The 13,313-nt window shown below is 43.5% G+C and carries 11 protein-coding genes and 2 pseudogenes; 12 read left to right on the top strand and 1 reads right to left on the bottom strand.

The window, feature by feature from the left end; genetic code table 11:
• Positions 1–235 precede the first annotated feature (235 nt).
• The 12 genes and pseudogenes from DW949_RS02165 to DW949_RS02225 all read left to right on the top strand — a co-directional run bounded on the left by DW949_RS02165 (position 236) and on the right by DW949_RS02225 (position 12,297).
• Positions 236–3,124 carry a P-loop NTPase fold protein gene (locus DW949_RS02165; RefSeq protein ID WP_118021652.1) on the top strand — a complete coding sequence of 963 codons (2,889 nt, stop codon included), beginning with the start codon at positions 236–238 and terminating at the stop codon, positions 3,122–3,124.
• Between the two features lie 96 nt (positions 3,125–3,220).
• Complete coding sequence (locus tag DW949_RS02170) at positions 3,221–3,505, top strand: P-loop NTPase fold protein (RefSeq protein WP_118021653.1); 285 nt, start codon at positions 3,221–3,223, stop codon at positions 3,503–3,505.
• Positions 3,506–3,622: 117 nt separating this feature from the next.
• Positions 3,623–3,994: pseudogene (locus DW949_RS02175) on the top strand (dTDP-4-dehydrorhamnose 3,5-epimerase family protein); the annotation flags it as partial.
• Between the two features lie 210 nt (positions 3,995–4,204).
• Positions 4,205–4,378, top strand: a complete 174-nt coding sequence (locus DW949_RS13915; RefSeq protein WP_233539461.1) for an NAD-dependent epimerase/dehydratase family protein — start codon at positions 4,205–4,207, stop codon at positions 4,376–4,378.
• Positions 4,379–4,761: 383 nt separating this feature from the next.
• Positions 4,762–5,823 (top strand): hypothetical protein, encoded by a 1,062-nt coding sequence (locus tag DW949_RS02185; RefSeq protein ID WP_199595700.1) that lies wholly within the window; start codon positions 4,762–4,764, stop codon positions 5,821–5,823.
• Positions 5,824–5,860: 37 nt separating this feature from the next.
• Positions 5,861–6,055: pseudogene (locus DW949_RS02190) on the top strand (dTDP-4-dehydrorhamnose 3,5-epimerase family protein); the annotation flags it as partial.
• 281 nt (positions 6,056–6,336) lie between these two features.
• On the top strand, positions 6,337–7,260 hold the full coding sequence (locus DW949_RS02195) for an Rpn family recombination-promoting nuclease/putative transposase (RefSeq protein ID WP_118021654.1): 924 nt from the start codon (positions 6,337–6,339) through the stop codon (positions 7,258–7,260).
• Between the two features lie 352 nt (positions 7,261–7,612).
• Positions 7,613–8,182: a TlpA disulfide reductase family protein gene (locus DW949_RS02205; protein ID WP_158570614.1), complete on the top strand. Its 570-nt coding sequence runs from the start codon at positions 7,613–7,615 to the stop codon at positions 8,180–8,182.
• Between the two features lie 15 nt (positions 8,183–8,197).
• Complete coding sequence (gene yfcE / locus DW949_RS02210) at positions 8,198–8,743, top strand: phosphodiesterase (RefSeq protein WP_118021657.1); 546 nt, start codon at positions 8,198–8,200, stop codon at positions 8,741–8,743.
• 170 nt (positions 8,744–8,913) lie between these two features.
• Positions 8,914–10,101 carry a pyridoxal phosphate-dependent aminotransferase gene (locus tag DW949_RS02215; RefSeq protein ID WP_118021658.1) on the top strand — a complete coding sequence of 396 codons (1,188 nt, stop codon included), beginning with the start codon at positions 8,914–8,916 and terminating at the stop codon, positions 10,099–10,101.
• A 12-nt stretch (positions 10,102–10,113) separates the two neighbouring features.
• Complete coding sequence (locus DW949_RS02220) at positions 10,114–10,995, top strand: NAD(P)/FAD-dependent oxidoreductase (RefSeq protein WP_118021659.1); 882 nt, start codon at positions 10,114–10,116, stop codon at positions 10,993–10,995.
• A 99-nt stretch (positions 10,996–11,094) separates the two neighbouring features.
• Positions 11,095–12,297 carry an MFS transporter gene (locus DW949_RS02225; RefSeq protein WP_118021660.1) on the top strand — a complete coding sequence of 401 codons (1,203 nt, stop codon included), beginning with the start codon at positions 11,095–11,097 and terminating at the stop codon, positions 12,295–12,297.
• Here the strand turns inward: DW949_RS02225 and DW949_RS02230 are convergent.
• A complete protein-coding gene (locus DW949_RS02230; RefSeq protein ID WP_118021661.1) occupies positions 12,277–13,137 on the bottom strand; it encodes a DMT family transporter in 861 nt (286 codons plus the stop codon). The genes DW949_RS02225 and DW949_RS02230 overlap by 21 nt on opposite strands.
• Positions 13,138–13,313 lie beyond the last annotated feature (176 nt).

The following is a 13,313-nucleotide window of genomic DNA, read 5'->3' on the forward strand; positions in this document are numbered from 1 at the left end:
TTATGGAAAACCTCAGTTTGACTTGTCCTATTTATATGCTAGCACCATATCTAAACTTTGGATTGGAATCTGTCCATAAATAAATTTGAAAACGTGATGAAAAAATTGGAGTTTAAACCAAAATGCTTAATATAACTTCTTTGGGAAATTTATTTAAAGAAGTATGTATCCCGGTTAAGGATAGATACGAACATTTTATTCAGTATTCTGAAAATTACCTATGAGGATATGAGTAATGGGAACTTTTAAAGTGAAGTTAAAATATTATATATATGGATTAGTGCTGGGAACTGTATTTGCAGCTTTTTGTCAGACCATTTGTATTGAATGTTCTTTAATTGACTTAAATAGTTTCCTTAGTGGTACTATTATTGATATGGGCTTTTTTGTAGCATTCTTTGCAGTGCGTTTTCTTTACATTCGTCGTACTCAATGGAAAAAAATATCAAATTGGTGGTATTTTCAGCAACCAACTTACTGTTTTATTTTTTTAACTGGATTTTTGATAGCTGTTGGATTTTATAAAGGAATCCTAGCTTCTTATATGCCAGCAATAGGTTCTTCCGAATGGAAAGATATTTTTCAGTATGTGTCTTTAGCTATTTTAGGTGGTCTTGCAGTAATTTTTGCCACTGTTCAAGAAAACGTTTTAGATTCAACAGGAGAAAAGAATGAAACGGACTATTTAATGGATCGAGAAATAAACAATTTCAAAGATGACCAATTTTTTGAAGGGCAAATAGATAGATTTATTACAGAGATTAGTAATTATAAAAAGGCCTGCGTTTTTGGGATTGAAGGGCCATGGGGCGTTGGCAAAACATCTTTTGTAAATTTGATATGCAAACGCTTATCAGAAGATAGGCAGAATAAAATAGTTATCTATAAGTTTGATCCTCTTAATTATGAAGATTCCAGCCGCGTTTTGAGAAATTTTTATACGGGCTTAATCGCCAAAATCCGCGAAGAACATTTTGAACCAGAATTGGAAGCCCTTTTGTCGAGTTACATGGATAAAGTAGTAGCTACTGTATCAGAGCAGAATTTTTATGGCATTAAGGTTAAATTTTCTAATTCTGATACAAGTGAAGAGCGCATTATAGAAAAACTGGAAAAAGCTTTGGAATGTTGTAAATATAAAATTCTTATTGTTATTGATGACTTGGATCGTCTTGATTTTTTGACGATTAAAAAGATTCTTTTTTTGATGCGGCATATTTTTTGCTTTGATAAATTACAATTTATTGTTTGTTATGATATTGAAAATATTATTTGGTCAGCACAAATAAATTTAAATTCAGATAATCTTGATAAAGAAAAAATCATTGAATTTATGGATAAATATGTTTCTGATGAATATCATTTACATTTAAAAAAAGATGCGGTTAAGAAATATTTATCTCAATTATCAAACTCTATAATGGCAACTGAACGGGTACGGATATCTTTTTGGAAAAATATGATTCATGGCATTGAATATATTCTCAACAGTGATGAAGACGAAAACTATCAACGCTTTTTTTCGACGCCTAGACGGATAAAAAAAATATTGCGTCAAATTGTTCGGCTTTCTAATAAAGATTGGTTTAAAACCAATCTTTATGATTTTAATAATCTTGATTTATTGAATTTATTATTACTTTATATGTATTATCCGATTCAATTCCATAAATTATGGACTGCAGAGACTGATGGGCGACGTGGTAAATATTCATACACCATGGATGAGACCGTCGAACAACACTTGAAGCGTTTACAAAATAACTTTGATAAAATGCCATATCTTGCAGCTTTTCTGTTTCGACAATTATTTGCGGATAAATTGATACTTAATAATTCTAGGGATGAAATTTACCGAAGAGCAGCTTTTAATATTCCAACTTATTCAAGTAGTGGTGTTTTAGAAAATGATTTGCGCTTTATTATATTTGGTGAAATATCTCCGGAGTCCGAGTCTCACAGCCTATATGAAAATATTGTTATGAATGAATTATTATTAGCAAGCAGTATAGAAGATGTTCAACATATATTTGAAAAACATCAAAAGCATATTATTCATTTGTGGGATTTCATTATTGGCTATGTAGACAATTTTATGAAGCATGAACAGTTAAACATATCGACAATAAAGTATTTAATAGTTGCTGCGATAGGACAGTTATCTTCTTATAAATTAACCTTAGAAATAGTTAGTTTTCATACTAAGATACTTATTTACATTAGATTCCTTTTGAATGATTTAGCAAAAAGACAGGATAAGCAATTAATCAAATTTATTTTTGATAGCGAAAGTGAAGGAGTTTTGTTTAGACTTTTATCGCGTGAGCCGCAATCACTGGCATTATTTTATCTATTTGATGCGTTATATCTTAAGGGTGTTATTGATATTCGTACGGAAAGGAATGACATATTTCCTTTGAATAATGTTTTGATTTGTGCGGCTGTAGGACATTTGTCGAATAGCATGAATATAGATGAAATGGCAAAGATTGAATTGCGAACGATTTCTCAAAATATTTATCATTTCTTTAAAACTGCTTTTGGTAATAGAAATTTATGGAATGAATTTAGTGATCTTCCATTAGATGATATATTTGAATTCAATTCAGAGCTTCCTCGAGAAGAACAAGTGATTGAGCAGCAAAGAGCATTGTTTGGTTTAAAACTTTTCATTCTATACCAGATTGGAAATCCAGAAAGAGGGCTGGCTGGATATGACTTGGTGGGGAGTGAAGATAATTTTGGAATACGTGCTGATTTTAGCCAGTATCTGATTAACCAGTGCTTTAATATTGATTTATATCATGATAGTGCTTGTTTTGATTTTATTGAATTTATGCTTATCAGTACCAGCGATGTATGGATTATTAGGAAATTTGGAAATAATCAGCAAAATGATTCTTCACTATTCACTATAAGTCCTGAAGCATTGATTTCTTTGATAGATCCTAATGTATTAAAAAACTATTGGCTGCAAAACAGGGAAGCTATTATAAACAATGTAATTTTTGATGGGAGACAATTTTATGTCAATCAAGATACTGTTTTAGATGCAAGATATGTAGTTGACGTTATTCGCTATTCGTTAGACTATTGGACTAGTGGGGAAAAAGCTTCTCAGTGAAATAATTTGTCATTAAAGTAAGAGAGCAATGAATAAGGAAATTGTCAGTAGATTTAAAGGCAATTGAGGCAGTATTTTGTTAGATGAGGTGGAAAAATGTCTAATATAGTAACTCTTAAAATTCTGCAAAATGTTCCTGTTGGTGACGATGAATTCGACAGCAAATCACAAGACCATATTGCAGAGTCAATTAAAAATTTGATTATGAATATTGATAATGAAAAAACACCAATGCGACTTATAGGTATTGAAGGCGGATGGGGAACTGGGAAAAGTAATTTGGTAAAAATCCTAGAAAAAAACTGGAAAATCAAGGTTACTTTTTTACCTTTACGATGCTTGGGGGCATCAGGAAGATTTACATCGACGGGCGATTATTGAAGAACTTTCAGATTTTGTTGATAAGGAAAATATTTGTAGTACGTACGATAAGTTAGCAGATATTAGGGAAGAAACGTTAGAAACAGAAGTTTTAGTACGGACTGTTCAAAGTCCGTTGTCCGTGGCAGTGTATTTGACGTGGCCGTTGATTTGCGCCAGCACTCACAGACCTATGGCAAATGGTATGGCGTGGAACTAATCGACGAAAATAAAAAACAATTCCTGATTCCTGAAGGATTTGCCCATGGTTTCCTGATCCTTTCTGATGTAGCTGAATTTTGCTACAAAGTCAACGATTTCTGGCATCCCAACGACGAAGGTGGCATGGCTTGGAATGACCCCGAAATTGGCATCCAGTGGCCTCATCTCGTCGGCGAATATCAAGGCACACCCAGTGCAGAAGGATATCAACTGGACGATGGCACACCGCTGAATCTTAGTGATAAAGACCAAAAATGGCTGGGCCTCAAAGATACATTTAAATTCTGATTGTAAATGTCAATGAAAAAGTGAGTCGTGTGATTACGAATTTTTGAGCCACTATAATCATGAAAAAGTGGGCCCATCTTACCGCAAATACCTGAAAGAGATATAGGCGCATAACATTACAACCATATATCGAATATAAACCAAAGCCCCTGCTGTCAGATTTCTCATAAGTCTGACTGGCAGGGACTGATTCATAGCTGGTATAGTTGAATGTTCAACCTGTTCTTTTCTTGGCATCATATCTCTGCAATCATCCATACTGTCTGTGGCGATGGAAATCAGATACGGGACTTCGTCTATGCCGGAGATATCGCATCGGTTATCGTACAGGCATTGCTCTCACCGGATACCACACAATCAACATATCGACAGGAACTGAAATAAGCATCAACGACCTGATCCATTTATTCGAATGGGCAATAGGGATACAAGGCAGAAGTGCAATACGCCCCACTCCGCCCCGGAGACATCCAGCGCTCCGTTCTGAGCAATGAAGAATTGCAACACATCCTGCACATGAAACCAGAAATGACATTGGAACAAGGCATTGCCTGCACCTTCGATTGGTATAAGCATTTGATGTAGAAGCCACCCAACGCTTCTACATCACACTTTTTGGTAACATGGTTGAATGTTCAACCATGCTGCATCTATCGCAGCAGGCTGATGGGAAACAAACGAAAACTTCTTGACACTAACCATAGGAGTATTCCAGTTGTACAAAGAATTTAAAATCTGATACAATGATGGCAAAGGAGGTGTGGCCGATGAATGAAGAGATAATGCAGGACGTAGAAGAACAGCTGGCAGGTGCTCTGGCCTACGATAAAGCAGCAAAAAATGTTTTGTCGCAGAAAAAGGTGCTGGCTTATATTTTGAAGCGGACCGTACCCGAATTTGAATCGGTCAGCCTTGATGATATTGCCAATATTTACATCGAAGGGACGCCAGAAGTCAGTACCATCCCCGTTTCCAAAGACAAAACGAACGCGGTCCGGCACGCTTTAGAGCGTCAGGATACCCTGGAAATCAAGGGGACGCAGAATGAAGATAACAGCATAACGGAAGGAAGCATCGTATTTGATATCTTATTTCGGGCGAAGGCGCCGGCAACAAATGAAGTCATTACACTGATCATCAATGTAGAAGCGCAGAAACGGTTGAAGCCGAAAAAGAAACCCAGCGGGACCTATCCCTTATTAAAAAGGGCCGTCTATTATGCGAGCCGGTTGATTTCTTCGCAAAAAGGGAGCGAATTCACTAATAGCGATTACGACAAAATAAAGAAGATCTATACCATTTGGATCTGTATGGAAGCTCCACATGGGAAAAGCGCTATCAACCGGTATCAACTGAAAGAACAGCATTTGCTGCACCGTTATAAAGAACCTTGTCAGAACTATGACCTGATGGGCATCGTATTCGTCTACTTAGGGAACAGCAAAGTCAAAGACCAGATGATGAACCTGCTGGATTTGATGTTCAAATCGAGAAAGAAAGCCAGTGAAAAAATTACAGTTTTGCATACTGATTTTGGGATTGATTTAACACAAGAAAGAGAGGGGGATTTGGAAACCATGTGCAACTTAGGAGAAGGAATATACGAAGATGGCCTGATGAAAGGCAGACAAGTGGGCTGGGAAGAAGGCAGAAAAGAAGGCAGAGCAGAAGGTAGAGCAGAAGGTAGAGCAGAAGGCAGAACAGAAGGAAAATTAGAATTAGCTCTAGAGTTGTTGAAGGATGGGATGGCCTTGGACAAAGTAGCAAAATATAGCAAAGTATCGTTGTCTATCATTGAGGAGCTTGCTAAAAAAAATAGATTAATTTAGGGCAACTTATGCTGACCGTACATGGCAAAAAGTCAATGATTTCTGGCATCCTAATGATGAAGGCGGCATGGCCTGGAATGACCCAGAAATCGGCATCCAATGGCCTCATCTCGTCGGCGAATATCAAGGAACACCCAGTGCAGAAGGATATCAACTGGACGATGGCACACCACTGAATCTTAGTGATAAAGACCAAAAATGGCTGGGCCTGAAAGACACATTTAAATTCTGAATATGCGGGAAAACATGCCCTAAGTCCGAAATACCTGGGTGACTCATTTTTCCATGAATACCTGAAAGAAATATGAATAAATCAGCCCCTGCTGCCAGATTCCCATAAGTCTGACTGGCAGGGACTGATTTATAGCCGGCATAGTTGAATATTCAACTATGCCGCATCTACCGTAGCAGGCTAACGGGGAACAAACGAAAACTTCTTGACACTAACCTAGAGAGGCATCATGATTGACGTTCTATTAAGCCAATGGTAGAATGAACGAAAAGGTGATTGCGATGCCAATGCAGGATATTCCTGATATTACTCATTTAAACCGCCTTAACGATGTATTTTTTAAGGCCTTGTTAGGCTCTGAAGAGCGGAAAACGCTGACGTTGAATTTTATCAATGCCATCTTGAACCGGGAAGGCAGCAATGCTTTTACGTCCATTACGTTTTCAGATAAGGAAATCGTTCCTCCACGGATTGATAGAAAATTATCATTTCTTGATGTTTTGGTGAAAATGGATGACGGGACGCGGGTGCATGTAGAAGTACAGGTGCTCATGGATGAATACATGGTCAATCGGTCCTTGTACTACTGGGGACGTATATACAGCCGTGAACTGGACAAGGGCGATTTATATGCAGACCTTCGACCGGTCATCAAGATTAATTTGCTGGATTTCAACCAATTTCCGCAATATGATACGTATGTAAACACGTATCATATCATGAACGATGATACCCATGATATATTGACAAATCATTTGGAAATGCATTTCATCGAACTCAAGAAAATCCATATCAGCGACATCAAGAAGTTGAAACGGTCGGAACGGTGGATTGCATATTTCTCACCTAATTTTACGGACCAGGAAAGGAGGGCGCTTGCAATGAGTGATACGGCTATCCGGGAAGCGATGGATTATGAAAAACAATTTGCCACCAATAATGAGCTGAAATCGGCTTATTGGGAGCATGAACGTACCATGCGGGATATTGCTTCGGCCCTTTACAGCCGGGAAAAGGCAGGTCAGGAACGTGGTGAAAGAATTGGCCAGGAACGTGGTGAGAAGATTGGCGATAAAACAGGGAGGCAGGCACTCAGTGAATTGCTTCAAAAACTGTTGCAGGAAGGCGGGAAAGAAGACATCAACCGTGTTTTACAGGACAATGAATATCAGGAAAAATTACTACGAGAATATCATTTGAAATAATGCTTCTGAAAAAGGCCTCAGGAATAATCCCTGGGGCCTTGATATTACATAATCAACGTATGGTTCCTGTTTCTAAGGACAAAACAAATGCAGCCCGGCACGCCTTAGAGCGTCAGGATACCCTGGAAATCAAAGGAACACAGAATGAAGATAACAGCATAACGGAAGGAAGCATCGTATTTGTCTACTTAGGGAACAGCAAAGTCAAGGAGCAGATGATGAACCTGCTGGATTTAATGTTCAAATCGAGAAAGAAAGCCAGGTACAATGTGCGGCCCCACTTCATTCTATTGCTTCTCTATGGTACAATTACATACATAATATGTTATGTTATGGGCATGGAGGAAATGATATGAAAGACATGTGGAGGCGTCTGCCACTCAAAAAGAAAATCGTCGTTTTGCTGACGTTGCTTTGCATCGGCCTGACCATCGGATATCTGCCGGAGCCGTACCCCCATGTCCTGACGAAAGAGGAAATTAAAGAAGCCGAGTCGGTATCTCGTTCGCAGACCGAGGTCCTGGCTCCCAATGTGTCCCTCATCGACCAGGCAGGTCATACGGTGTCGATGCAGTCTTTGTACAATAAGAAGCCGGTACTCCTGTATTTCTGGATGAGCTGGAGTGACATGGCTGCAAAGGAGCTGCCCGTCCTAGATGATATGTACCGGCAGCAGGGAAGGAATGTGTATTTTGTCATTGTCTGCCTGGACCGTGGAGATGCGGCACGGCAGCGCATCGAATCCGGCTGGTCCTACGATATGCCCTTATATTTTGCCAGTATGGAAACGGCCGGCACATATAATGTATATGAAGTGCCCCAATGGATTATGATTGACCGGGGCGGGACAATCCGGGAAAAGCGTACTGGCAGTCTGGATCAGCAGCAGCTGGAATATGCGCTGGCCCGGAGCTTGAAATAGGAGGAGATGGCGTTGATGAATATAATGATTGCTTCTGATATACATGGTTCTGCTTATTATTGCCGGCTTCTGATGGAGGCTGTCAGACGGGAACAGGCCGGGCGGTTGCTGCTCCTGGGAGATATTTTGTATCATGGGCCGCGCAACGACCTTCCCAGGGAATATGATCCCAAGGCTGTCATAGCCATGCTTTCGGACCTTACGATCCCCGTATCTTCCGTGCGGGGAAATTGTGATGCCGACGTGGATCAGATGGTACTGCCATTTCCCATCTTGTCCGATTCGTGCCTCTTGTTTGTAGGGGATAAGACGATATTTACCACACATGGCCATTTGTTCCACAAGGATCATCTGCCACCGCTTTCACGGGGCGATGTCCTCCTTCACGGCCATACTCATGTGCCGGCCTGGGAATGGCTGGATGAAGGTGTGCTGTACCTGAATCCCGGTTCGGCCGCCCTTCCCAAAGAAGAGAGTCCTCATTCGTACATGATGCTTTCCGGACGGGATGTGTACTGGAAAACGATGGATGGAACGGTGTTTCATCACATGACGATATGAACGGGTATGGCCTTCGAGAACGGTTGAGAAATCAGGGGAAAAACATAGAATTACGTCTTGAAAGATGATACAATAGATTTTGTATTGTATACGTATACTGATTACATACGGTACTATTCTCAGTATATAGAGGGAATGCCAGTTATGGCAGAACCAGAGGGGGACAGGATATGGCAGATAAGAAAATGTATGAATTAGGGGCCGTACGCTCCAAGTTCAGCGAATTATTCGAATATGGACAGGCCCAGGCTGCGAAAATCGGATGGGAAAATATTTATGATTTCAGTCTGGGTAATCCGTCTATTCCCGCACCGGACTGTGTCAAAGAAGCGATTATCGATATGCTCGATCACAAGACGAGCCGGGAAATTCACAGTTATACCAATGCCAGAGGCCTGCTGGAAGTGCGGCAGTATCTGGCAGACTATATGAATGAAACCTATGATGCCGGCGTCAGGGCAGAAAATTTCCACCTTACGGTCGGTTCATCGGCGTCTCTGGCGGTCATTATCCGGGCCCTTCAGGAAGATACGAGTGATGAGTTCATCGTCATTGCACCGTTTTATCCGGAATACCGCATTTTCATCGAACCCATCGGATCCAAATGCGTCGTCGTTCCGCCCGATACGGAACATTTCCAGTTGTCCATCGAAGGGGTGGCGCAGGCTATTACGCCGCATACGCGGGCAATCATCGTTAATTCGCCCAATAATCCGTCGGGAACGGTGTATTCAGAAGATACGATCCAGAAGCTGGCGGACCTTTTGAAGAAAAAATCGGCAGAAATCGGTCATCCTATTTTCCTTATTTCCGACGAACCGTACAGGGAAATCGTCTATGATAATCTTCCTATCCTGTATCTGCCCCATTATTATGATAATACCATCGTGACCTATTCATACAGTAAGTCCCTGAGCCTTCCGGGTGAACGGATTGGCTATATCCTGGTGCCGCCGACGGTGGATGATCATGAATATCTCATGACGGCCATTCTGGGGACGGCCCGCATGTATGGTTATGTCTGCGCACCCAGTACGTACCAGCGGGTCATTGCCGCCGTACATGGGGCGACTGCGGATATCAGCGAATACGATAAGAACCGTCACCTCATTTATGATAATCTGACGAAGATGGGCTATGATTGTGTCTATCCGTCGGGAGCATTTTATTTGTTCGTAAAAGCGCCTGACGGAAATTCGTTGCAGTTCATGGAAAATGCCAAGAAATTTAATATTCTCCTGGTGGCAGCCGATGAGTTTGCCTGTCCGGGATATGCCCGCATTTCGTACTGCGTCGATGCCGATATGATCCGCCGCAGCCTGCCGGCATTCAAAAAACTGCTGGCACTGTATCAGTAGCAGGAGGTATGTATGACTGATGTAATCATTATTGGTTCGGGCCCGGCCGGCGTTTCGGCTTCGCTCTATGCGATACGTGCCGGTCTGTCGGTGGAAGTGCTTTCCCGTGGCACGGGAGCCTTGGAGAAAGCGGCCCTTATCGAAAACTATTATGGATTTGCCGAACCGGTCAGCGGAGCCGAGCTGGCCAGCCGGGGGATAGCTGGGGCACGGCGCCTCGGCGTCCTTTTCAAGGAAGCGGAAGTCGTCTGGATTGGCATGGACGATACGCTGACTCATTTTGTCGTAGAGACGACGACGGAAAAAATCGAAACGCGCAGCATTATCCTGGCGACCGGTGCGGCCCGTCAGAGTCTTCCCATCCCCGGACTCCGTGAGCTGGAAGGGAAGGGTGTCAGCTATTGTGCTATCTGTGATGCCTTTTTCTACCGGAAAAAGCCTGTCGTCGTCCTTGGTGGTGGCGAGTATGCTCTGCATGAAGCGCAGGTGCTGCTGCCTGTTGCTTCTTCGGTCACGCTTTGTACCAATGGCAGCGATGAACCTGCTGATGTACCGGAAAAACTGGCCGTATGTACCCAGCCCGTAGAAGCTGTAGAAGGTACAGACCGGGTGTCGGCAGTCCGTCTGGCTGACGGCAGCCGGATAGAGGCAGCCGGTGTTTTTGTCGCCAGTGGCGTGGCAGGAAGCGCTGACCTGGCCCGTAAAATTGGTGCTCCCATATCGGGATCGCATATCATCGTCGATGACCATATGGCTACAGCCGTTCCCGGTCTGTTTGCCGCCGGCGATGCTACGGGCGGACTGTTGCAGATTGCCAAGGCCGTGTACGAAGGCGCCCAGGCCGGCATCAGTGCGGCTGCCTATGTGCGCAAACAGAAAGGATTATCCCACTGATACTTACATATATAGAAGGAGCTGTCCCCATTGCGGCAGCTCCTTTCCCTTTTTAGACTGCTTAGAACACAGTGAAATATTTTGATTGACTAGGTGAATATGGTGAATACGCAAGAACACATTTGGAACCGGAATTTTATCTTTATCACGATTGGGAATGGCCTGTTATTTGTCAATTTCCACATGCTTGTACCGACTATCGCTATGTATGCGGCTTCTATTGGCTCCAGTGGCAGTGAAATCGGCATTATTGCCGGCATCTTTGCCCTGTCGGCTATTGTCGTACGGCTGTTTACCGATGCCCTGGTGGGCAGATTGGGGAAGAAACGCTGCCTTTTCCTGGGACTTTTGACATCCCTGATTGCCACAACGGGGTACGGGTTGTTTCCGACTTTCGGGGGGCTTCTGGCATCGCGTATCCTTCATGGATTCGGGTTCGGTCTATCGACGACGTTTGCGGCGGCTCTGGCTGTGGAAGTCATACCGCCGGAGCATCGCGGTGAAGGCGTGGGGTATTTTGGTCTGGGCAATACGATTTCCATGGGATCGGCACCGGCCATCGGCGTGGCCGTCTTTTCGGCGTTTCCCCCGCTGGTACTGTTTGCTATTGCGTCGGCGGCCTGTGTCGTTGCTATCCTTCTCTTTATGCTTGCACGGGTACCGGAACGGCCGCTCATGCAAAAAAAGAAAGAAACGATTTCCCTTATCCACCATTTCTTTGAAGAGGGAACGGCCGTTCCGGGAGTCATTTCGTTTCTTTTCGGTTTTGTCTATGCATCGGTGAATACGTATCTGCCACTCATGGCGGAAGAAGCACATATTGTTTATGCCGGCTTATTTTTTGTATTTGGCACGTTGTTCGTTTTTATTTCCCGTCTGTTTGGTGGGAAACTGTATGACCGCCATGGACCTTTTTGTGTCATGTTTCCCGGCGTACTTATATACAGCGTCGCTATTTTCATGATCTGCACGGCTCATTCCTCAGTGTACCTCCTTTGTGGATCAATTTTTTATGGTCTGGGCGCCGGGCTTCTCATGCCGGCGATTATGACCTGGCTGTTTAATGTCGTGGCCCCGGCGCGGCGCAGCAATGCCAGCGCGACATACTACAACACCATGGATCTGGGGACCTGCCTGGGCATTGTCCTATTGGGGACCCTGGCCGGTCATGTCGGCTATATTGCCATATTCTACGCTGTCCTGGCCGTCATGGGGCTGTATATTGCTTTCACGCTCTGGGCATGGAAAAGCGGCCACATGTCCGACCATCGTACGCCGCCATCAGGCTCTCCGGTGCCATAATTCGGAAAGAGCTACGCCGCCCAGAACGAGGACGGCACCTATCCATTGCATCATGGTCAGGACTTCGCCGAGGAGCAGGCCCGATAAGGCCAGAGCCGTCAAGGGCTCGATATAGCCACAAATAGAAACGGTCTGGGCAGATAGCTTTTGTATACCGGAAAAATACAAGCAGTAACCGACGCCCGTATTGACAAGGCCCAGACAGAGAATGCAGGCAATGGCCGTGCCGTCCAGTGCGACCGGGCCGGAAGACATGGTACAGGTCACGAGACCTACGACGACGGAGGCGATGAGCAGCTGGCAGGCAGGGGACATGATCCCGCCTATGCCAGTTGTTTTTTTCATGGCTACGATGAGAAGGGCAAAGCACAGGGCGCACAACAGACCACATACGAGACCCCATGAGAGGCCGTTGGCCTGAAAATCGGCGCCATTGATGCAGATCATGCCGCAGGTGACGATGATCATACCGGAGACTTTGGGAAGGGTGAACGGTTCGTTAAAAATGAATCGTGACAGGATCATGATAAGGACGGGGCCGCAATAACACATGAGTGTGGCCAGGCTGACACCAATCTGCTTATAGGCTTCGTAGAGGAAAAGCCAGTTGCCGGCCAGAAAAATACCGGATAGTACCAGCCAGACGAGGGAACTGCGCGGTGCCGTAATAAGGACACGCCATTCGTGCCGGCAGAGGGCCAGTATGAGCAGGAATGTTCCGCCCAGGACCGTACGGCACAATACGATTTCATAGCTCGATAAGGGAATATGACTGGCAATGATGCCGTTTGTACCGAAAATGACTGTTGCCAAGATGAATTTAATATATGAGTCTTTCATGCCGTTTCCTCCGTTGTATCGCGTTATGTTGTATATGTGTATTGTAGCAAAGAATCGGGAGAAGGGCGAATTGATTTTTTTGTATACATGATTATAACGGAAAAAAATATCGGTTTTACGTTTCAGTTATGACAGGATTGTGATAAAATAGACCGTAGATGTACAAAAATCCAATA

This window comes from Megasphaera sp. AM44-1BH (genome assembly GCF_003467125.1).
In the GTDB taxonomy this organism is placed as follows: Bacteria; Bacillota; Negativicutes; order Veillonellales; family Megasphaeraceae; genus Megasphaera.

Bases quoted from the DNA above. Each gene is read 5' to 3' on its own strand.
- DW949_RS02165 (WP_118021652.1), top strand. From the start codon at position 236: ATGGGAACTTTTAAAGTGAAGTTAAAATATTATATATATGGATTAGTG.
- DW949_RS02170 (WP_118021653.1), top strand. From the start codon at position 3,221: ATGTCTAATATAGTAACTCTTAAAATTCTGCAAAATGTTCCTGTTGGT.
- DW949_RS13915 (WP_233539461.1), top strand. From the start codon at position 4,205: ATGTTCAACCTGTTCTTTTCTTGGCATCATATCTCTGCAATCATCCAT.
- DW949_RS02185 (WP_199595700.1), top strand. From the start codon at position 4,762: ATGAATGAAGAGATAATGCAGGACGTAGAAGAACAGCTGGCAGGTGCT.
- DW949_RS02195 (WP_118021654.1), top strand. From the start codon at position 6,337: ATGCCAATGCAGGATATTCCTGATATTACTCATTTAAACCGCCTTAAC.
- DW949_RS02205 (WP_158570614.1), top strand. From the start codon at position 7,613: ATGAAAGACATGTGGAGGCGTCTGCCACTCAAAAAGAAAATCGTCGTT.
- yfcE (WP_118021657.1), top strand. From the start codon at position 8,198: ATGAATATAATGATTGCTTCTGATATACATGGTTCTGCTTATTATTGC.
- DW949_RS02215 (WP_118021658.1), top strand. From the start codon at position 8,914: ATGGCAGATAAGAAAATGTATGAATTAGGGGCCGTACGCTCCAAGTTC.
- DW949_RS02220 (WP_118021659.1), top strand. From the start codon at position 10,114: ATGACTGATGTAATCATTATTGGTTCGGGCCCGGCCGGCGTTTCGGCT.
- DW949_RS02225 (WP_118021660.1), top strand. From the start codon at position 11,095: ATGGTGAATACGCAAGAACACATTTGGAACCGGAATTTTATCTTTATC.
- DW949_RS02230 (WP_118021661.1), bottom strand. From the start codon at position 13,137: ATGAAAGACTCATATATTAAATTCATCTTGGCAACAGTCATTTTCGGT.